We start from the raw sequence: 20,667 nt of genomic DNA, 5'->3' as shown, positions 1-20,667 counted from the left end.
TTCAGGGTTTCCTGCGCAGCAGCATGATGAAGAACAACCCACCGATCGCCGCCGTGGCGATGCCGATCGGCAGGTCCTGGGGCGCGATCAGGGTGCGCGCCGCCATGTCCACCCACACCACGAACAGCGCGCCGAGCAGCGCGCAGGCCGGCAGCAGCCGGCGATGTTCGGCACCGACCAGGCGCCGCGCCATGTGCGGCAGCATCAGGCCGACGAAGCCGATGGCGCCGGACAGCGACACCAGCACCCCGGTCAGCAGCGCGCAGCCCACGAACACCTGGGCGCGTACCCGGCGAGTGTCGAAACCCAGGCTCACGGCGGTCTGCTCACCGCTCATCAGCGCATTGAGGGCACGCGCCAGGCCCATCAGCAGGAGCAACCCGCCCAGCACGGCCAGCGCCGGCAGCCACAGCAGCGACCATTGCGCCAGCCCCAGGCCACCGAGCATCCAGAACATCACCGAACTGGCCGCGTGTGGGTCGCCGGTGTAGAGCAGCAGGTTGGCCAGTGCCATCACCACGAACGACACCGCCACCCCGGCCAGCAGCAGCCGGTCGCTGTCCAGCCGACCGCGCCGGCTGGCCACGCCCATCACCAGCACCATGCAACCCAGCGCCCCGAGGAAGGCCGCCAGCGGCAGGCTGAAGACCCCGGCGAACGGGCCGAGGAACAGCACCACGACAACGGCGCCCAGCACAGCGCCGGAACTCACGCCCAGCAGGTGCGGGTCGGCCAGCGGATTGCGTGTCACCGCCTGCAGCGCGCCGCCAACCAGGGCCAACCCAGCGCCCACCAGCGCGCCGAGCAGCACCCGTGGCGCGCGCAGTTGCCAGACGATCTGCGCCTGGCCGCGGCTGACATCGCCACCCTGGGCGACTCCCAGCGCCTGCAGGACGATATCCAGCACCTTGGCCAACGGCACCTGCGCCGCGCCAAAGCCCAATGACAGCAGGCAGGACAGCAGCAAGGCGACGAGCAGCCCGCCCAGCAGCAGGCGATAGGCTGCCGGGCTGCGCACCGGCATCACTGCCGGGCTCCGGCGAACAGCCGTGGATGCAGGGCGGTCGCCAGGTGCTCGATCGCCGCGGCGTTGTCCACCGAGGGCGTCACCTGCAGGTACGACAGCACCACGAAGCGCCGCTCACGGATGGCGGTGACGTCGCCCAGGGCTGGATGCTGGAGCAGGAAGTCGCGCTTGTGCTGCCAGGATGTCGGTCCGTAGTCGACGATCACGATGACTTCGGGGTCGCGCTCGACCACGCTTTCCCAGCTGACTTCGGTCCAGCTGGCCCGCACGTCGGCCATGACGTTGTCGCCACCTGCCGTGGTGATCAGCGCCTGGGGCATGCCCAGGCGGCCAGAGGTGGTCGGGCGGTCTTCGCCGCTGTCGTAGAGAAAGACCCGGGGCCGGGCGTGCGCGCCGGCCAGTGCAGTGGTCACCCGCGCCACGCGCTGGCGCAGCTGCTCGATCAGGGTTTCGGCCCGAGGGGCCACAGCGAAGATCCGCCCCAGGTTGGCCAGGTCGGTGTACAGGTCGTCGAGGCTCGCGGGCGGCCTGGGCATGATGCGCGAGCAGGACTCGCTGAGCTCGTACACCGGGATCCCGAAGGCCGCCAGGCGCTGCGGGGTGACCGGCCCGCCGACCTGCATGCCGTAGCTCCAGCCGGCGAACAGGAAGTCGGCGTCGGCATCCAGCAGGTTCTCCACCGACGGGTAGCGCGGGGCGAGTTCCGGCAGGCCGCGCAAGGACTGGCGCATCGACGGATCGAGGCTTTTCCAGCCGCTGATGCCGCTGTAGCCGACCATGCGCTCGCGCAGGCCCAGGGCCAGCAGCATGCCGGTCAGGTTGACATCGTGGCTGACGGCCCGCTGCGGGGCATGCGCGAAGGTCACGTCGCGGTCGCAACTGCGCACGCTGACGGGGTAGTCGCCGGCCAGGGCGTGCAGGGGCAGGGCAACGAGCAGGGTGCAGAGCAGGCGCTTCATGCGTGGCTGATCCAGGTGATGCGTGGGTGCTGCCCCACGGGATGGCGGTCGACCAGGGCGTGGACACCGAATACCTCGGCCAGGCACTGCTCGGTCAGGACCTGGGCGGGCGTGCCCTGGGCGACGATGCGCCCTTGCTCGATCACGTACAGCCGATCGCAGTAGGTCGCCGCCAGGTTCAGGTCATGGAAACTGGCCAGCAGGCTTAGGCCGGTACCGCGCAGGTGGTGCAGCAGCGCGAGCTGGTGGCGTGGGTCCAGGTGATTGGTCGGCTCGTCCAGCACCAGCAGGCGCGGCTGCTGGGCCAGGGCGCGGGCCAGCAGCACGCGTTGCTTCTCGCCACCGGACAGGCCGCTGAAGCCCTGCCCGGCAAGCGCGTCCAGGCCCAATTGATGCAGGGCCTGGTCGATCGGCGCCGGGTCGCCGTCACCGTCCAGCCAACCCAGGTGCGGGGTACGGCCCATGGCGACCACGTCGCGCACGCTCAGGCCAAAGTCCTCGGGAAATTCTTGCTGCATGACCGCGATGCGCTGCGCCAACCAGCGCGGTGGCTGGTGCCAGATGTCCTGGCCCTCGAACAGTACCTGTCCGGCCTGCGGCCGGCTGAAGCGGTAGGCGCAGCGCAGCAGGCTGGTCTTGCCGCTGCCGTTGGGGCCGATCAGGCCGACGCACTCGCCGGGGTGCACGTCGAGGTCGATGCCCTCGAGCAGGGGCGGCCCGCCGGAGAATGGCGACCAGCGCAGGCGCTCGATGCGCAGGAGGGGCGAAGCCATGGAAAAGCCACCGTCGCGAAGTGAATGAGTCCGACGGTGAGCGTGCGTGAAGGCATTGCAGACAGCAGGAGGCCGCAAGACCGGCGCGCACCCGCCCACCGCGGGAGTAGCCAACAGGGGTTCCAGGCCGGTCTCCGGGCTTGCGAGGGTCATGGGGCATTCACCTTCCCATGCCGGCGGCACAGTGGTCTGTCGAATGCCTTGCTCGCTTACCGTTGCGGGGGCAGCGCCGGACTACCCGCGCAAGGCGCGGTACCGGCTTCCCGTTTAACCCCTGGCGCGGCGGCCAGGGACACCTGAAAACAAGGGGCGCATCTGAGCATTTATGCGCGGATGAGTCAATGCGCGCACCCTGTGGGAGCGGGTTTGTCGGGACGCCGAACCGTCGCGAAGCAGGCGCCACGGTGAATGGCACCGGCTGCGCCGGTGTTCGCGGCTAAAGCCGCTCCCACAGCGCCCCGCTGAGTCAATGGGTTATGTGCTACTCGCGCTTCGACACCAGCGTCAGGATGTCATAGCTGGCCACCAGCTCACCCAGCTGGTTGGTCACTTCCACATCCCAGGCCACCACGCCCTGGGGCTGCCCCAGCGGGCTGGCCTTGTCCTGGTCGATCTTGCGCTTGCAGGTCAGCCGCGCCTGGATGGTATCGCCGATGCCCACCGGCGTGATGAAGCGCAGGGTGTCCAGGCCGTAGTTGGCCAGCACCGGCCCTTCACCGGGGCTGACGAACAACCCGGCCGCCGCCGACAGCACGAAGTAGCCATGGGCGATGCGCTTGCCGAACTGCGACTGCTTGGCGGCGATGTCATCGAAGTGCATGTAGAAGTGATCGCCCGACAGGCAGCCGAAGCTGACCAGATCGGCTTCGGTGACGGTACGACGGTGAGTGAGCAGCGACTCGCCGATGCGCAGGTCGTCGAAATGACGGCGGAAGGGATGGACCTCGGTCTCGATCACCTCGGCGCCACGCACGTATTCGCCGGTCACGGCCATCAGCATGCTCGGTGAGCCCTGGACCGCGGCGCGCTGCAGGTAGTGCTTCACCGCGCGCAAGCCACCCAGCTCTTCGCCGCCCCCCGCACGCCCTGGGCCGCCGTGCTTGAGTTGCGGCAAAGGCGAGCCGTGGCCGGTGGATTCCTTGGCCGCTTCGCTGTCGAGCACCAGCAGACGCCCGTGCCAGGCGGCCGCAACCGGAATGGCGCGGGCCGCCACGGCGCGGTCGGCGGTCACCAGGGTCGCCACCAGGCTGCCTTTGCCACGGGCGGCCAGGGCCAGGGCTTCATCGAGGTCGTCATAGGCCATCAGCGTGCTGACCGGGCCGAACGCCTCGATATCGTGGGCGCCGCCATCGCCGTGGGGATCACGGGCCAGCAACAGGGTCGGGGCGAAGAACGCGCCTTCGGCCACGCCTTGGCCTACCGGCGCGAAGCCGTCACTGGCGCCCAGCAGCTGGTCGCAGCTGTCCAGCAACAGGCGCACGCGCTCGGCGACGTCGCGTTGCTGATCGTGGGAGGCCAATGCGCCCATGCGCACGCCCTCCACCGAAGGATCGCCCACCACCACCTTGCGCAGACGTTCGCGCAGGTGGCTGGCCACGGCATCGAGATGCCTGGCCGGAACGATCGCGCGACGGATTGCCGTGCATTTCTGCCCGGCCTTGGTGGTCATCTCCCGCGCCACTTCCTTGATATACAGCTCGAATTCCTCGCTGTCGGGGCTGACGTCCGGCCCCAGGATCGCGCAGTTGAGCGAGTCGGCCTCGGCAGTGAACGGCACCGAGTGGCGTATCAGGTTCGGCGTGACGCGCAGCTTGGCGGCGGTGTCGGCGGAACCGGTGAAGGTCACCACGTCCTGGCCTTGCAGGCGGTCGAGCAGATCGCCGGCGCCGCCGATCACCAGTTGCAGGCTGCCGGCCGGCAGCAAGCCGGAGGCGTGCATCAGGCGCACCACGGCTTCGCTCAGGTAGCTGGTCGACGTGGCCGGCTTGACGATGCACGGCATGCCGGCGAGGAAGGTCGGGGCGAACTTCTCCAGCATGCCCCAGATCGGGAAGTTGAAGGCATTGATATGCACGGCCACGCCGGCGCGTGGCACCAGGATGTGGCTGCCGGCGAAATGACCTTGCTTGCCCAGCGGAATCGCCGGGCCTTCATGCATCAGGTTGCCCGACGGCAGGTCGCGTCGGCCCATGCTGGAATAGGCGAACAGCGTGGCGTTGCCGCCCTCGATGTCGATCCAGCTGTCGGCGCGGGTGGCGCCAGAGTGGTGGGAAAGGGCGTACAGCTGTTCCTTGCGTTCGGCCAGGTACAGTGCCAGCGCTTTCAGGCGCGCGGCGCGCTGCTGGAAGTCCATGGCCAGCAACTGTCGCAGGCCCTGGGCGCGGGCGAAGTCCACGGCTTCGGCGAAGTCCGGGCGTTCTTCTGGGCTGTGGGCCAGGATGTGGCCGTCGAGGGCGCTGCGCAGAGCCTGGGCGCCGTGCTGGCCGATCCAGCGACCGGCGATGAAGCTTTGCAGGGTAGGGGCGGCGGACATGCTGTTCTCCAAGCAGTTCTAAAGGACAGGGCGCAGTTACCACAGCGCCAGGGTGTAGCCGATGATCAGGCGGTTCTCGTCCAGGGCGTTGGTCAGGCCGTTGCCAGAGCGGAAGGTGACGTTGCGCCAACGCAGGCTGACGTCCTTGAACGGGCCGCTCTGGATGACGTAGGTGATGTCGGTGTCGCGTTCGCGCTCGCGGCCGTTGCCGACGGTGGCGGTCTCGGCGTGGCGACCGTCGGTGTAGCGGGTCATGAAGCTCAGGCCGGGGATGCCCAGCGCGACGAAGTCGTAGTCGTAGCGCAGTTGCCAGGAGTCGATGCCGGCACGGGTGAAGGTGTTGTAGGTCACCAGGTTGACGGTGTACGGATCGCCGCCGTTGAGGAACGGGAAGGCACTGTCGCCGGACATCTGCTGCCAGGTGGCGGTGAACTTGTGCGCCTTGACACCCAGGGTGAACATGGCGTTGAAGTTGCGGTTGTCGATGCGCCCTGCGCGTTCGGCGCCATCGCCGCGGCTGTCGAAGTAGCGCAGGTCGCCGCGCAGGCTCACGCCTTCGGCCAGGGGCTGGGTGTGCAGCAGCCCGACATACTGCTGGCGATAGATCTCCTCGAGCTTGGCGTAGTAGTAGCTGACGCTGGTCTGCGGGGTGATGGCATAGCTGCCGCCGGCGAAATCGAAGTGATCGCTGTTCGCGGCGCCATAGCCGATATCGTCACGCCCGGAGGAATCGCGCAGGTTGCTCTTGGTCAGGCGCCCGCCGTTGAAGGTCAGCCCGTCGAGCTCCTGGCTGGTCAGCAGGCCGCCCTGGAAGGTCGAGGACAGCAGGCGGGTATCGTTGTACACCACCACCGGCAGGATCGGCTGCAAGGTGCCCAGGCGCAGCGTGCTTTTCGACACCCGCAGCTTGGCGGTCAGGCCCAGTTCGCTGTAGTCGTCCACCGGTTCCAGGCTGTTCGGCCCATAGGGCAGCAGGCCGGTATTGCGCCGGTCGCGACTGGAGTCGAGCTTGATGCCCAGCTGGCCCATGGCATCCACGCCGACAGCGACTGGTCCGTCGGTGAAGCCCGACTCGAAGCGCGCGGTGAAGCCCTGGCCCCATTCCTCGGCCTTGTTCTGTGGCGCGTTGTCCTGGCGGAAGTCGCGGTTGATGTAGTGGTTGCGCAGTTCGATGCGCGCGTGACTGTCGTCGATGAAATCCGCCATGACCGGCAGGGGCAGGGCGAGGGTCGCCAGCCAGGCGGCTGACGTGAGACGCATGCGGTTCATTGTTGTTGTTCCCGATATTGTTATTGTTTTGAGATCAGTGCTTGCTGGCGCCGGCGGCACCGATGCCGGTCATGGAGCGAATGAACTGGGCCAGGTAGCGTCCGCGCTCTTCGCGAGCGCGCTGCGAGCCGTCGGTCACCGAGAACGCCCAGGCGCCGAGGAAGGCCAGCGACATGGAGAACAGCGCTGGGTTGCTGTAGGGGAACAGCGCCCGTTCGTGGTGCAGCACGTTGACCCATACCGCCGGGCCCAGCACCACCAGCAAGATGGCCGAGAACAGGCCGGCCAGGCTGCCGCACACCGCGCCGCGGGTGGTCAGGCCTTTCCAGAACATCGACAGCAGCAGCACCGGGAAATTGACCGAGGCGGCCACCGCCAGCACCAGGCCGGAGAGGAAGGCGATGTTCTGCGACTCGAACAGCAGCCCCAGCACCACCGCGAACAGGCCGATCACCAGGGTGGCGATGCGCGACATGCGCATTTCTTCCCGTTCGCTGGCCTGGCCCTTGCGCACCACGCAGGCGTACAGGTCGTGGGATACCGCCGAGGCGCCGGACAGTGCCAGACCCGCGACCACGGCGAGGATGGTGGCAAAAGCCACCGCCGAAATGAAACCGAGGAACAGGTTGCCGCCCACCGCCTGGGCCAGGTGCACCGCGACCATGTTGCCGCCGCCGATGATCGCGCCCGTGGCGTCGCGGTAGGACGGCTCGGTGCCGACCATGACGATGGCGCCAAAGCCGATGACGATCAGCAGCAGGTAGAAGTAGCCGATGAAGCCGGTGGCGTAGAACACGCTCTTGCGCGCTTCCTTGGCGTCGCTGACGGTGAAGAAGCGCATGAGGATGTGCGGCAGGCCGGCGGTGCCGAACATCATGCCCAGGCCCAGGGAAATGGCGTCCACCGGATTGGACAGCAGCGCCCCTGGCGCCATGATCGCCTGGCCCTTGGCGTGCACGGCCACGGCGCTGGCGAACATCGCCTCGGTGCTGAAGCCGAAGTGCCGGAGCACCATGAACGCCATGAAGGTGGTGCCCGACAGCAGCATCACCGCCTTGATGATCTGCACCCAGGTGGTGGCGAGCATGCCGCCGAAGGTGACGTACAGCACCATCAGCACGCCCACCAGCATCACCGCGTACAGGTAGCTGATGCCGAACAGCAGCTCGATCAGCTTGCCGGCGCCGACCATCTGCGCCACCAGGTACATCAGCGCCACGGCCAGGGTGCCGAAGGCCGAGGTCAGGCGTACCGGGGTCTGGGCCAGGCGATAGGAGACCACGTCGGCGAAGGTGTACTTGCCCAGGTTGCGCAGGCGCTCGGCGATCAGGAACAGGATGATCGGCCAGCCGGCCAGCACGCCCAGGGCGTAGAGCAGGCCGTCGTAGCCGTTCATGAACATCATCGCCGAGATGCCCAGGAAGGACGCGGCACTGATCATGTCGCCGGCGATCGCCAGGCCGTTCTGCATGCCGGTCAGGCCGCCACCGGCGGTGTAGAAGTCGCTGGCCGAACGGGTGCGCAGGGCTGCCCAGCGGGTCACCAGCAGGGTGAAACAGACGAACACCAGGAACATCGAGATGGCGGTCCAGTTCATCGTGCGCACTCCTGCCGGACCTGGTCGTTGAGCGGGTCGATGACGCGGTTGGCACGATGCATGTAGATGCCGGTGAGGGCGAAGGACAGCAGCACCATCAACACCCCGACCAGCATGCCGACGCTGGTCACGCCGCCGCTCAGGGACTGGCCGAGTACCCCGGGGGCGAAGGCCACCAGCAGGACGAAGCCGTAGTAGGCGACAAGCATGGTCAGGGTCAGTGAGCCGTTGAGACGGCGTTTGCGCTTGATCAGTTGCACGAAGGCGGGGTGATTGCTGATGGACTCGAGGTGTTCGGGTGTCATGGGAGCGTTCTCTCTGGTTGTTGTAATTGTTTTTTCAGGTCACGCGGGTGTTGCTGGTGTCGGTGTTGGCTTCTTCGCGGGTAAACCCGCTCCCACAGGGACGGCGCTGATCTTGAGGGCGCCGATGTACCTGTGGGAGCGGGTTTACCCGCGAAGCAGGCGCCGCGGTGCTAGAGCTGATCGAAATCGAGCACCACCTTGTCGCTCAACGGGAAGGTCTGGCACGACAGCACGTACCCGGCCGCCACTTCGTAGTCCTCCAGGGCATGGTTGCTGTCCATCTCCACCTCGCCTTCGATCACCTTGCACTTGCAGGTCGAGCACACGCCGGCCTTGCACGAGTAGGGCAGTTCGGCGCCGATGGCGTTGCCGGCGTCGAGCACGCTCTGGGTGTTGCGCGGCAGATCGAAGGCCAGCGCGCGACCATCGCTGATCACGGTGACATGACTGACTGCCGAGTCCACCTGGCGCGCCGCCTCGCGGGCCTCGCGACGGGCTTGGCCACCGGCGGCGGCGAACAGCTCGAAATGGATGCGCTCGTTGGCCAGGCCATTGGCCCGCAGGCTGTCACGCACGGTCTCGGTCATCGCCTGGGGACCACAGATGAACGCGGCGTCCAGCGCTTTCACGTCGAGCCAGCGGGAGAACAACTGCGCGCACTTGTCGCTATCGATGCGACCGTTGTACAAGTCGACATCCTGCTGTTCGCGGCTGAACACGAAGATCAGGTTGAGGCGCTCCAGATACTGGTTCTTCAGGTCTTCCAGGCGATCGCGGAACAGCGCGCTGTTGCTGGCTCGGTTGCCATACAGCAAGGTGAAGCGGCTGTGCGGTTCGCTGGCCAGCGTCGTGGCGATCAGCGACAGGATCGGCGTGATGCCGCTGCCGGCGGCCACGCCGAGGTAATGACCGCGCCGCGCTGGGTCCAGCGGCACGAAGAAGCTGCCTGACGGCGGCATCACCTCGAGCTGCTGGCCGGCCTTGAGCACTTCGTTGGCAAAGGCCGAGAAGCGCCCGCCCGGCACGCGCTTGACCGCGACCCGCAGTTCGCCATCCTGTACAGCGCTGCAGATCGAGTAGGAGCGGCGCACCTCTTCATCGTCCAGGTGGGTGCGCATCACCAGGTATTGGCCCTGGGTAAAACGGAAATCGCCTTGCAGGTGCGCGGGCACATCGAAGGCGATGGACACCGCGTCGCGGGTCTCCTGACGCACTTGCTTGACGGTCAGGCGGTGAAACTGGCTCATGGCGTTCTCCACGGCTCACAGGCATTTGAAATAGTCGAACGGTTCCAGGCAGGCGCGGCAGCGATACAGGGCCTTGCAGGCGGTGGAGCCGAACTGGCTGAGCAGTTCGGTGTCGCTGCTGGCGCATTGCGGGCAGCACACACTGGGTTGCCCGTGCAAACTGGCGCTGCCGGCAGGCGGGGCGATGCCATAGGCGCGCAGGCGTTCGCGACCTTGGTCGCTGATCCAGTCGGTGCTCCAGGCTGGAGTGAGCCGACGCTCCAGGGCCGGTTCGGCGAAGCCGGCCTGCTCCAGTGCCTGGCGAATGTCCTGCTCGATCACCTCGGTGGCCGGGCAGCCGGAATAGGTCGGGGTGACCACCAGGTGCAGGTGGCCTGCACGCCAGGCCAGGTCACGGACGATGCCAAGGTCGACGACGCTGACCACCGGCACTTCCGGATCCATCACCTCGGTCAGCACCGTCCAGGCGTGGGCCAGGTCGCCGTCGCGCATGGCGCGGGCGCCCCGATCGCCGGCAATCAGCTCACCAGGTCGCATCGGGATAGGCTCGCGGCAGGAACTGCATCTCGGCCAGCAGCAGGCCCAAGTGCTCGGTGTGCAACCCCTTGCGTCCATCGAGATAGAAGTGGCCCGCGGGCTGGGGCAGCGGCAGCTCGACCGAGGCGAAGATCGCGCCGACCGTGGCCAGCCAACGGCGGGCGACCTGCGTCGGCTCGGCGGCGATGCCGGCCTGGGCCAGTTGCGCCTCGCCGTCGCTGGCGGCGGTCAGCTCGACGGTGAAGCGCCACAGCGCCGGGATGGCATCGAGCATGCGTCGACGGCTTTGCTCGGTGCCGCCGCCCAGGCGCTGCACCCACTCGCCCGAGCGGCGCAGGTGGTAGGTCACCTCCTTGCAGGCCTTGGCGGCGATGCCGGCGATGCGCTCGTCGCGCGAGGCGCACAGGTCTTCGAGCACGGCGTGGTGCCAGGCGTCGTAGAGAAACTGCTTGAGCATGGTCACGGCATAGTCGCCGTTGGGCTGCTCGACCAGCAGCAGGTTGCGCAAGGCGCGCTCGTCGCGACGAAACGCCAGGGCATCGGCATCGCGGCCATCGTCGAGCAGCTCGGCGGCGTATTCCAGCCAGTTGCGGGCCTGGCCAACCAGGTCGAGGCCGACGTTCATCAACGCCAGTTCTTCCTCCAGCGCCGGCGCCTTGCCGCACCACTCGCACAGGCGCTGGCCCTGGATCAGGGCACTGTCGCCGAGCAGCAGCAGGTATTGAATCAGTGCTTGCTTGTGCATGGCGCGCCTCACATATGGCCGACTTCGGCGGGCAGCTCGTAGAAGCTGGCGTGCCGGTAGACCTTGTCGTCGGCCGGGGCGAACAGCGGGTCTTTCTCGTCGGGCGAGGAGGCGATGATCAGTGCCGAAGGCACTACCCACAGGCTGACGCCTTCGCTGCGGCGGGTATAGAGCTCACGGGCATTCTCGATGGCCATGGCGGCGTCGGCGGCATGCACGCTGCCGACGTGCTTGTGGTTCAGGCCGTGCTTGCTGCGCACGAAGACTTCGTAAAGGGTCCAGGTGGACATGGTGGTTCCTCGGTATCGCGGGCCGCCTCAGGCGGCGTTCTTGTTCTGTTGCTTGCGGGCATAGGCCACGGCGGCCTCGCGGACCCAGGCGCCGCTTTCGATGGCATCGCGGCGCTTGGCCAGGCGTTCCTGATTGCACGGGCCGTTGCCCTTGATCACGTCGTAGAACTCGTCCCACTGGATCTCGCCGAAGTCATAGTGACCACGGGCTTCGTTCCATTTGAGCGCCGGATCCGGCGCGGTGCAGCCGAGCAGCTCGAGCTGGGGCACGGTCTGGTCGATGAAGCGCTGGCGCAGCTCGTCGTTGGTCTGGCGCTTGATCTTCCAGGCCATGGACTGGGCGCTGTTGGGCGAGTGTTCGTCGCTGGGGCCGAACATCATCAGCGCTGGCCACCACAGGCGGTCGATGGCGTCCTGGACCATGTCCTTCTGCGCCTGGGTACCGTGGCGCATCATGGTCAGCAGCAGCTCGTAGCCCTGGCGCTGGTGGAAGCTCTCTTCCTTGCAGATGCGGATCATGGCGCGGGAATAGGGGCCGTAGGAGGTGCGCTGCAGCACCACCTGGTTGACGATCGCCGCGCCGTCGACCAGCCAGCCCACCGCGCCCATGTCGGCCCAGGTCAGGGTCGGGTAGTTGAAGATGCTCGAGTACTTGGCCTTGCCGCTGTGCAGTTTGGCGATCTCTTCGTCGCGGTCGGCGCCCAGGGTTTCCATGGCGCTGTACAGGTACAGGCCATGGCCGGCCTCGTCCTGGATCTTGGCCATCAGTTGCAGCTTGCGCTTGAGCGACGGGGCGCGGGTGACCCAGTTGCCCTCCGGGAGCATGCCGACGATCTCGGAGTGGGCGTGCTGGGAAATCTGGCGGATGAGGGTTTGACGGTAGGCGTCGGGCATCCAGTTCTTGGCCTCGATCTTGATCTCGGCGTCGATCTTTTCCTGGAAGGCGCGCTCTTCGGGCGACATCTCTTCCAAGGTCTTGAGGCGCTTGACGCCGGTTTCCACTAGCTGTGCGTACATGTTCGGGCTCCCGGTTGTGGGCTGCTTACGGCATGGGTCATTTATAAGCGATACAAAACACAACATCAAACAGTATTTGATGTATCGAATATGATTTGTGTATCGCTTTGAGGTTTCCGGGGCTGCTGCGCAGCCCTTTCGCGGCACAAGGCCGCTCCTACAGGGGGGGGCGGCCTTGTGCCGCGAAAGGGGCGCTAAGCGCCCCCAGCTTTCTCAGGGCCAAAAAAAGCCCCGGATCAGGTCCGGGGCTTTTCACAGAGCGCTATCGATCAGCCAGCCAAGCGCTTGTCATACACATGGCAGGCCTTGCCTTCCGAGCGTTTCAGCGTGCCGCACGGCTGCAGCTGAACCTGCGTGCTTATACCGATGTAGGTCTTGATCTGCCGCGCCAATTCACCCACCACCTGCTTGCGCTGGCCTTCGTCCAGGTATTGGCTGTCGCTGCGCAGTTCCACATGCACTTCCACGCTGTCCAGGTTGCCATTGCGATACAAGTGAATCTCATAAAGCTCTGAAAGCTGTTTTATCTTTAGCACCTGTTCCTCGACCTGCGTCGGAAACACATTGACCCCGCGGATGATCAGCATGTCGTCGCTGCGCCCGGTGATCTTGCCGATGCGCCGCATCGGGCGCGCGGTGCCGGGCAACAGGCGGGTGAGGTCGCGGGTGCGATAGCGCACCATGGGCAACGCCTCCTTGCTCAGCGAGGTGAACACCAGCTCGCCAAGCTGGCCGTCCGGCAGTACCTGGCCGCTGATCGGGTCGATGACCTCGGGGTAGAAGTGATCCTCCCAGATGGTCGGGCCATCCTTGGTCTCGATGCATTCCATCGCCACGCCCGGCCCCATGATCTCCGACAGGCCGTAGATATCGAGCGCGTCGATGCCCAGGCGCTGCTCGATGGCGCGGCGCAGCTCGTCGGTCCAGGGCTCGGCGCCGAAGATGCCCAGGCGCAGCTTGAGCGCGTGCGGGTCGATGCCCTGGCGCTCGATCTCGTCAGCCAGGTTCAGCATGTACGAGGGCGTGACCATGATGATGTCCGGCTGGAAGTCGCGGATCAGCTGCACTTGCTTCTCGGTCTGGCCACCGGACATGGGGATCACCGTGCAGCCCAGGCGCTCGGCGCCGTAGTGCGCGCCAAGCCCGCCGGTGAACAGGCCATAGCCATAGGAAACATGCACCTTGTCGCCTTTGCGCCCGCCGGCGGCGCGGATCGAGCGCGCCACCACGCTGGCCCAGGTATCGATGTCGTTCTGGGTGTAGCCGACCACGGTCGGCTTGCCGGTGGTACCGCTGGAGGCGTGCAGGCGCACCACCTGGTCCTGGGGCACGGCGAACATGCCGTAGGGGTAGTTGTCGCGCAGGTCGCCCTTGCCGGTGAACGGGAACCTGGCCAGGTCATCGAGGGTTTTCAGGTCGTCGGGGTGGGCACCGCAGGCATCGAAGCGCTGGCGGTACAGCGGCACATTGGCATAGGCGTGGTTCAGGCTCCAGCGCAGGCGCTGCAGCTGGTGCTGGCGCAGTGCGTCGAGGCTGGCGGTCTCCATCGGGTCGAGCAGGGCGCGTTCGGCATCGTGGTAGAGGTTCATGGTTTCACTCGATTTATTCTTGTCGTGGGCCGAGGCCCTGATGAGTGTCATGGGGCAGCATACTGCCCTTGGCGCGTGGCGTCTCTGGTGGTGGATCAGAGGCGTTCGATCACCAGGGCGATGCCCTGGCCGACGCCTATGCACATGGTGCACAGGGCGTAGCGGCCTCCTGTTGTTTCGAGTTGGTGCAGGGCGGTGGTCACCAGCCGCGCGCCGCTCATGCCCAGCGGGTGACCCAGGGCGATGGCGCCGCCATTGGGATTGACCCGTGGATCGTCGTCGGCCAGGCCCAGCTGGCGCAGCACGGCCAGGCCCTGGGCGGCGAAGGCTTCGTTGAGCTCGATCACGTCCATGTCGGCCAGCGCCAGGCCGGTCAGTTCCAGCACCTTGTGGGTCGCCGGCAGCGGGCCGATGCCCATGATGCGCGGCTCGACGCCCGCCACGGCCATGCCGAGCACCCGGCCGCGCGCCTTCAGGCCATGGCGCGAGGCGGCTTGCGGGCTGGCCAGCAGCACGGCGCAGGCGCCGTCGTTGACCCCCGAGGCATTGCCGGCGGTGACGCTGCCGCCCTCGCGGAACGGCGTGCCCAGGCGGGCGAGCTGTTCCAGGGTGGTGTCGCCGCGCGGGTGTTCATCCTGCTCGATGCGCCTGGGCGGGCCTTTGCGCTGGGGGATCTCGACCGCCACGATCTCCTGCGCCAGGCGACCGCTGGCCTGGGCCGCGGCGGCCTTGAGCTGGCTGCGCAGGGCGAAGGCATCCTGGTCTTCACGGGAAATGCCGAACTGCTCGGCGATGTTTTCGGCGGTTTCGGGCATGGAGTCGATGCCATGCCGCGCCTGCATCAGCCGGTTGACGAAGCGCCAGCCGATCGTGGTGTCGAACAGTTCGCTGCTGCGAGCGAAGGCCTGCTCCGCCTTGCCCATCACGAACGGCGCGCGCGACATCGATTCGACGCCGCCGGCCAGCATCAGCCCCGCTTCGCCGCAGCGCAGGGCGCGGGCGGCGCTGCCGATGGCGTCCAGGCCCGAACCACACAGGCGGTTGATGGTGGTGCCAGGCACGCTGATCGGCAGCCCGGCCAGCAGGCTGGCCATGCGCGCCACGTTGCGGTTGTCTTCGCCGGCCTGGTTGGCGCAACCAAGGATCACATCGTCCAGGGTCGCCCAGTCCAGATCGGGATGGCGCGCCATCAGGGCCTTGATCGGCACCGCGGCGAGGTCGTCGGGGCGAACGCCGGACAGGGCGCCGCCATAGCGGCCGACAGGCGTGCGCACGGCATCGATGATCAGCGCATGGGGCAGGGTGGCATCAGTCATGGCGGTTCTCCGGTGCCAGCACGGAGCCGCGCACTTTGTAGGACTTGCCGTGGAACAGGGCGATCAGCTCGCCCTGCGGAGTCTCGATGCGCACGTCGTAGTTGCCGGTGCGGCCCTTGCGGCTCTGCTCGCAGGCCACCGCCAGCAAGCGGTCGCCGAGGCGTGCCGGCGCCACGTAGTCGATGCTGCAGCCCAGTGCCACGGCGGCTTCGTCGTAGCTGTTGCAGGCAAAGGCGAAGGCCGAGTCGGCCAAGGCGAACAGGTAGCCGCCGTGGCAGGTGCCGTGGCCCTGGATCATGTCGGCGCGTACCGTCATGGCCAGGCGGGCGCTGCCGGGGCTAGCCTCGAGCAGTTCGATGCCCAGACCCTGGCTGGCGGCATCGCGGGCGAACATGGCCTCGGCGCAGGCGCGGGCCAGGGCGGCGGGAGAGTGGTCAGGCATGCAGGCGGCCTCCTTCGGCGTGGATGCGGCGCAGCAGCAGGGAAGGGCGGTAGCGTTCTTCGCCGTAGCTGTGCTGCAGGTTGTCGAGCACGCGCAGGGTGTGGCCGACGCCCAGGCTGTCGGCCCAGGCCAGCGGCCCGCGCGGGTAGTTCACTCCGGCGCACATGGCCAGGTCGATGTCGCCGGGCGAGGCGACGCCTTGCAGCACCGCGTCGGCGGCTTCGTTGGCGAGCATGGCCACGGTGCGCAGCACCACCAGGCCGGGCAAGTCGGCCACCAGGCTGACCTTGAGGTCTGCCTGGCCGAGCAGGGCGACGGCCTGGTCAAGGGCGGTGGCGCTGCAATCGGCGCTGTGGCTGATGGCCAGGCGCGTGGCGCTGGCATAATCCAGGGCCAGGTCCAGCAGTACCAGGTTGCACAGGCCATCCTCCCGTGCGCGCTGGCTGGCCAGGCGCCCGTCGGACAGCGCCAGGGTTGCGTCGCCGACGCGCAACAGGCCGGCACCGGCCTGCTCGGTGACGCCGAGGCCGGCATCACGCAGGCGCTCGAGCAACGGCTGCAGGGCGCCGAGGTCACCTTCGGCCACGCAGTGCTCGACGATTGCCGGACTGCTCACTTGCGTTGGGCGTGGCTGCTCGGCGCCTTCGCCGTGTCGATAGAAGCCCTGGCCGGTCTTGCGCCCCAGACGGCCGGCATCGACCAACTCCTTCTGCAGCTGTGAGGGCTGGAAGCGCAAGTCGCCATAGAAGGCCTCGAACACCGAACAGGTGACGGCGTAGTTGACGTCATGGCCGATCAGGTCGGTGAGTTCGAAGGCACCCATGCGAAAGCCGCCAGCGTCGCGCAGCAGGGCGTCGAGCGTGGCGCAGTCGGCGGCGCCCTCCTGCAGCAGGCGCAGGCTTTCGGCGTAGAAGGGGCGGGCCACGCGATTGACGATGAAACCCGGGGTCGAGCGGGCATGCACCGGCTGCTTGCCCCAGGCCCTGGCGGTGTCGTACAGCGTGGCCGCCTGGGCCGGCGCGGTGGCCAGCCCAGAGACGATTTCCACCAGCGCCATCAGTGGCGCAGGGTTGAAGAAGTGCATGCCGACGACCCGTTCCGGGCGTTGCAGCCCGGCGGCGAGACGGGTGATCGACAGCGACGAGGTATTGCTGGCCAGGATGCAGTCCTTATCGCAAAGGGTTTCCAGCTGGCGCAGCAGGTCCTGCTTGATCGACAGGTTCTCGACGATGGCCTCGATCACCAGCCGGGCATCGACCAGCGCGTCGAGCTGGTCGACCGGTTGCAGTCGCGCACGGATGGCTTCACGGGCGCAGGGCGCGAGCTTGCCTTTTTCCACCAGCCGGCCAAGCTGGCGGTCGATCCCCTCGACGGCCTGGGCGGCAGCGCCGGGACGGTTGTCATACAGATGCACCGGGTGACCGGCCTGGGCCGCCACCTGGGCGATACCGGCGCCCATGGCGCCCGCGCCGATCACCGCCACCAAGGCACCGCTGTCGAGTGCGGCCATGGTCAGCGTCCCTTGAACACGGGCGTGCGCTTGTTCATGAAGGCGCTGACGCCCTCGCGGTAGTCCTCGCTGCGCCCGGCCAGGCGCTGCAGGTCGCGCTCCAGCTCCAGCTGCTCGTCGAAGCGGTTGTCATGGCTCTGGTTGAGGGCGCGCTTGATCAGCGCGAGGCCATAGGTGGGCTGGGACGCGAGGTGGCGGGCGAGCTTGAGCGCTTCGTCACGCAGCGCGGCATCGTCCACCACCCGGTGAATCAGCCCCCACTGCTCGGCCTGCTCGGCGCTCAAGCGCTCGCCGAGCATGGCCAGCGCCTTGGCCCGGGCCATGCCGACCAGCCGTGGCAGCAGCCAGGTGCCGCCGGAGTCCGGAACCAGGCCGATCTTGCAGAACGCCTGGATGAAGCTGGCCGAGCGCGCGGCCAGTACCAGGTCGCAGGCCAGGGGCAGATTGGCGCCTGCCCCGGCGGCCACGCCGTTGACCGCGCAGACAACCGGCAGCGGCAGGTCGCGCAGGGCGCGCACCAGAGGGTTGTAGAACTGTTCGATGGACAGGCCCAGGTCAGGCGTGTCGGTGCCTGGCGCGACGTCACGGTCGGCCAGGTCCTGGCCGGCGCAGAACCCGCGACCTTCGCCGGTCAGCAGCAGGACCCGGGCCTGTCCGCTCTGGCGTACCTGCTTCAACGCCTCGCGTACCTCAAGGTGCATGGCGGTATTGAAGCTGTTGAGCTGTTCGGGGCGGTTCAGCGAGAGGAGGGCGACGCCGTCCTCGGCGATGGAAAACAGGATGTGCTCGTACGGCATGACTGGCTCGCTCCGTCAGTCGGTGGAAGGCTTACAGCCCCTGGAACAGGGCTGGACGTTTTTCCTGGAAGGCACGGATGCCTTCGTTGCGGTCGGCGGTGCCGGCCAGCAGGGTGAAAGCGTGGCGCTCCAAGCGCAGGCCGCTGGCCAGGTCCATGTCCTGGGCCTTGAGCAAGGCGTCCTTGGCCAGGCGAACTGCCAGAGGCGCCTTGGCGGCGATGGTGCTGGCCAACTGCAGGGCGCGTTCGACGGTCAGCTCCGGTTGGGTGACTTCGCTGACCAGGCCGGCCTGCAGGGCGTGGCGGGCGTCTATGGTCTCGCCGCTGAGCACCATCTGCATGGCCAGGGGCTTGCCCACGGCGCGCAGCAGGCGCTGGGTGCCGCCTGCGCCGGGGATGATGCCGAGGTTGATTTCCGGCTGACCGAAACGCGCATCGCTGCCGGCGATGATGATGTCGGCGCACATCGCCAGTTCACAGCCGCCACCGAGGGCGAAGCCGTTGACGGCGGCGATCAGGGGCTTGGGGAAGGCGGCAATGCGCTGCCAGCAGGCCACGCGAGGGTCGTTGAGCATGCCGACCAGGTCACGCTCGGCCATTTCGCTGATATCGGCGCCGGCGGCGAAGGCCTTGCGACTCCCAGTGATGACCACGACACGTGTCTGCGCGTCCTGCTCGGCAGCGTCCAGCTCGCCGGCCAGTTCGACCAGCAACGCGGTGTTCAAGGCGTTCAGGGCTTGTGTGCGCTGCAGGGTGATCAGGCGGACACCTTCCGCCGGGGACTGCACAACGAGGTTGCTTGTCATGGTGAGGCCTCAGGCTGCACGTTCGGCGCCGGTCGGGCCGGCTTTTCTTGGAGTCGCTTGCAGGGATGGGGCAAGTATATGCTTTAAGCGATACGTAAAATCAACATGTAATTGCATTTAAGGTATCTATTGCGGCGCCGACGTGGGCCGTGAGATGGCTAGCGAGCGCGGTAGAGCTTGCCGATACTTCTAACTATGCGCCGGCATTTCTAGCGAATCGCTCATGGTTTTGAGGAAAGTGATACGCGATTGAAAAATTGACGATACGATTTGTTTTGATACAAGATCAGCGACGAACATGAATCATATGGAGCCAACGCCATGCCTTGCTATCGCCTCGACGGCCTGACCCCAGTGGTCCATCCTTCCGCCTACGTGCACCCCAGCGCCGTGCTTATCGGCGATGTGCTCATCGGCCCCGACTGCTATGTAGGCCCGCTGGCGTCGCTGCGCGGCGACCTTGGACGCATCGTTCTCGAAGAGGGCGCCAATCTGCAGGACACCTGCGTGATGCACGGTTTTCCCGGCGGGGATACGGTGGTGGAGCGCCATGGTCACGTGGGCCACGGTGCGATCCTGCACGGCTGTCGCGTGGGCGAGGATGCGCTGGTGGGCATGAATGCGGTGGTGATGGATGGCGCCCATGTCGCTGCGCGCTCCATCGTTGCCGCCACCGCGTTCGTCAAGGCCGGCTTTCAGTGCCCGGAGCGAAGCCTGGTGGTCGGCTCGCCGGCCGCCGTGAAGCGTTCGCTCAGTGACGAGGAGCTGGCCTGGAAACAGCGCGGTACCGCCGAGTATCACAGCCTGACCCGGCGTTGCATGAGCGCGCTGGTCGAGTGCCCGCCGCTGAGCGCGCCTGAATCCGAGCGCCCGCGCATGGGCGATTCCGGCGTTCGGCCCAAGGCCGAGGGCGGTGCATGAGCCTTGCGCGGTCACGGCAGGCAGGTATAGTCGAGGCTTTAGCCGCGCCTCGTTCCCTCATGAGCAGCCTTGCCCCCCTGAATCACCTGATCACTCGCTTCCAGGAGCAGACGCCGATTCGCGCCAGCTCACTGATCATCACCCTGTATGGCGATGCCATCGAACCCCATGGCGGCACGGTCTGGCTAGGCAGCCTGATCAACCTGCTGGAGCCGATGGGCATCAACGAGCGGCTGATTCGCACCTCGATCTTCCGCCTGACCAAGGAGGGCTGGCTGACCGCCGAGAAGGTGGGGCGGCGTAGCTACTACAGCCTTACCGGCACTGGCCGACGGCGTTTCGAGAAGGCCTTCAAGCGTGTATACAGTGCCAGCCTGCCGAGCTGGGACGGTGCCTGGACGCTGGTGCTGCTGTCGCAGCTCGACGCCGGCAGGCGCAAGGCCGTGCGCGAGGAACTGGAGTGGCAGGGCTTTGGCGCCCTGGGCGTCAACCTGCTGGGTTGTCCGCGCATCGACCGCGCCGATCTCGCCGCCACCCTGCGTGAGCAGGAGGCCGAAGACGACTGCATCGTCTTCGAGACCCACGCCCAGGAAGTACTGGCCTCCAAGGCATTGCGGGCCCAAGTGCGGGAAAGCTGGAACATCGAAGAGCTGGGCCAGCACTACAGCGAATTCATTCGCCTGTTCCGCCCGTTGTGGCAGGCGATGAAGGACCTGGATTCAGCCAGCCCACAGGAGTGCTTCCTGGCCCGGACACTGCTGATCCATGAATACCGCCGCCTGCTGCTGCGCGATCCGCAATTGCCGGACGAGCTGTTGCCGGGGGATTGGGAAGGGCGCGCGGCGCGGCAGCTGTGCCGCAACCTGTACCGGCTGGTGCAGGGCAGGGCAGAGGCGTATCTGGCCAGCGCGCTGGAAACCGCCGACGGGCCATTGCCCGACGCCAACGAGAGCTACCATCGACGCTTTGGCGGGCTTGGCTGAACGGG

At 67.0% G+C, this 20,667-nt stretch carries 19 protein-coding genes, 1 pseudogene and 1 riboswitch; of the genes and pseudogenes, 2 read left to right on the top strand and 18 right to left on the bottom strand.

Features of this window, described 5'->3' with window-relative positions; translation table 11 throughout:
• Position 1: 1 nt before the first annotated feature.
• From ACYUME_RS13690 to paaF, 18 genes and pseudogenes are all read right to left on the bottom strand, one after another.
• Complete coding sequence (locus tag ACYUME_RS13690; protein ID WP_460415105.1) at positions 2–1,027, bottom strand: FecCD family ABC transporter permease; 1,026 nt, start codon at positions 1,025–1,027, stop codon at positions 2–4.
• Entirely contained in the window at positions 1,024–1,986 is a 963-nt protein-coding gene (locus ACYUME_RS13685; RefSeq protein ID WP_460415103.1) for an ABC transporter substrate-binding protein, read from the bottom strand. Before ACYUME_RS13685 ends, ACYUME_RS13690 begins: the two co-directional genes overlap by 4 nt.
• Positions 1,983–2,759, bottom strand: a complete 777-nt coding sequence (locus tag ACYUME_RS13680) for an ABC transporter ATP-binding protein (protein WP_460415101.1) — start codon at positions 2,757–2,759, stop codon at positions 1,983–1,985. The genes ACYUME_RS13685 and ACYUME_RS13680 overlap by 4 nt, the downstream gene beginning before the upstream one ends.
• A gap of 108 nt (positions 2,760–2,867) precedes the next feature.
• Positions 2,868–3,074, bottom strand: a riboswitch (cobalamin riboswitch).
• A gap of 166 nt (positions 3,075–3,240) precedes the next feature.
• The gene (paaZ, locus tag ACYUME_RS13675) at positions 3,241–5,292 is read right to left on the bottom strand and encodes a phenylacetic acid degradation bifunctional protein PaaZ (RefSeq protein WP_460415099.1); all 2,052 of its coding nucleotides are present in this window, start codon (positions 5,290–5,292) and stop codon (positions 3,241–3,243) included.
• A 36-nt stretch (positions 5,293–5,328) separates the two neighbouring features.
• Complete coding sequence (locus ACYUME_RS13670) at positions 5,329–6,561, bottom strand: OprD family porin (RefSeq protein WP_460415097.1); 1,233 nt, start codon at positions 6,559–6,561, stop codon at positions 5,329–5,331.
• Between the two features lie 34 nt (positions 6,562–6,595).
• Positions 6,596–8,164, bottom strand: a pseudogene (locus ACYUME_RS13665) (cation acetate symporter); the annotation flags it as partial.
• Complete coding sequence (locus ACYUME_RS13660; protein ID WP_460415095.1) at positions 8,155–8,463, bottom strand: DUF485 domain-containing protein; 309 nt, start codon at positions 8,461–8,463, stop codon at positions 8,155–8,157. The gene ACYUME_RS13660 and the pseudogene ACYUME_RS13665, both read right to left, overlap by 10 nt.
• Positions 8,464–8,633: 170 nt before the next feature.
• Entirely contained in the window at positions 8,634–9,710 is a 1,077-nt protein-coding gene (gene paaE, locus ACYUME_RS13655; protein ID WP_279886906.1) for a 1,2-phenylacetyl-CoA epoxidase subunit PaaE, read from the bottom strand.
• A gap of 15 nt (positions 9,711–9,725) precedes the next feature.
• Positions 9,726–10,247 carry a 1,2-phenylacetyl-CoA epoxidase subunit PaaD gene (gene paaD / locus ACYUME_RS13650; RefSeq protein WP_460415093.1) on the bottom strand — a complete coding sequence of 174 codons (522 nt, stop codon included), beginning with the start codon at positions 10,245–10,247 and terminating at the stop codon, positions 9,726–9,728.
• On the bottom strand, positions 10,234–10,992 hold the full coding sequence (gene paaC, locus ACYUME_RS13645; RefSeq protein ID WP_460415091.1) for a 1,2-phenylacetyl-CoA epoxidase subunit PaaC: 759 nt from the start codon (positions 10,990–10,992) through the stop codon (positions 10,234–10,236). The genes paaD and paaC overlap by 14 nt, the downstream gene beginning before the upstream one ends.
• Before the next feature lie 8 nt (positions 10,993–11,000).
• A complete protein-coding gene (paaB, locus tag ACYUME_RS13640; RefSeq protein ID WP_134690727.1) occupies positions 11,001–11,282 on the bottom strand; it encodes a 1,2-phenylacetyl-CoA epoxidase subunit PaaB in 282 nt (93 codons plus the stop codon).
• A 27-nt stretch (positions 11,283–11,309) separates the two neighbouring features.
• A complete protein-coding gene (paaA, locus tag ACYUME_RS13635) occupies positions 11,310–12,299 on the bottom strand; it encodes a 1,2-phenylacetyl-CoA epoxidase subunit PaaA (protein WP_279886912.1) in 990 nt (329 codons plus the stop codon).
• Between the two features lie 269 nt (positions 12,300–12,568).
• Positions 12,569–13,888: a phenylacetate--CoA ligase PaaK gene (gene paaK / locus ACYUME_RS13630; protein WP_460415088.1), complete on the bottom strand. Its 1,320-nt coding sequence runs from the start codon at positions 13,886–13,888 to the stop codon at positions 12,569–12,571.
• A gap of 95 nt (positions 13,889–13,983) precedes the next feature.
• Positions 13,984–15,204, bottom strand: coding sequence for a 3-oxoadipyl-CoA thiolase (gene pcaF / locus ACYUME_RS13625; RefSeq protein ID WP_460415086.1), 1,221 nt, complete (start codon positions 15,202–15,204; stop codon positions 13,984–13,986).
• Positions 15,197–15,646: a hydroxyphenylacetyl-CoA thioesterase PaaI gene (paaI, locus tag ACYUME_RS13620; RefSeq protein WP_460415084.1), complete on the bottom strand. Its 450-nt coding sequence runs from the start codon at positions 15,644–15,646 to the stop codon at positions 15,197–15,199. The genes pcaF and paaI overlap by 8 nt, the downstream gene beginning before the upstream one ends.
• Positions 15,639–17,156, bottom strand: coding sequence for a 3-hydroxyacyl-CoA dehydrogenase PaaH (paaH, locus tag ACYUME_RS13615; RefSeq protein WP_460415082.1), 1,518 nt, complete (start codon positions 17,154–17,156; stop codon positions 15,639–15,641). The genes paaI and paaH overlap by 8 nt, the downstream gene beginning before the upstream one ends.
• A 2-nt stretch (positions 17,157–17,158) precedes the next feature.
• Positions 17,159–17,953, bottom strand: a complete 795-nt coding sequence (gene paaG / locus ACYUME_RS13610; protein WP_279885713.1) for a 2-(1,2-epoxy-1,2-dihydrophenyl)acetyl-CoA isomerase PaaG — start codon at positions 17,951–17,953, stop codon at positions 17,159–17,161.
• 31 nt (positions 17,954–17,984) lie between these two features.
• Positions 17,985–18,758, bottom strand: a complete 774-nt coding sequence (gene paaF / locus ACYUME_RS13605) for a 2,3-dehydroadipyl-CoA hydratase PaaF (RefSeq protein WP_460415079.1) — start codon at positions 18,756–18,758, stop codon at positions 17,985–17,987.
• A gap of 321 nt (positions 18,759–19,079) precedes the next feature.
• On the opposite strand from paaF, the gene paaY reads away from it, so the two are divergent.
• A complete protein-coding gene (gene paaY, locus ACYUME_RS13600) occupies positions 19,080–19,679 on the top strand; it encodes a phenylacetic acid degradation protein PaaY (protein WP_279885717.1) in 600 nt (199 codons plus the stop codon).
• 59 nt (positions 19,680–19,738) lie between these two features.
• The gene (paaX, locus tag ACYUME_RS13595) at positions 19,739–20,662 is read left to right on the top strand and encodes a phenylacetic acid degradation operon negative regulatory protein PaaX (protein WP_460415077.1); all 924 of its coding nucleotides are present in this window, start codon (positions 19,739–19,741) and stop codon (positions 20,660–20,662) included.
• The last annotated feature ends 5 nt before the right edge of the window (positions 20,663–20,667 follow it).

The organism is Pseudomonas sp. microsymbiont 2, from assembly GCF_054788395.1.
This window is presented reverse-complemented; position numbering and strand designations above follow the sequence as displayed.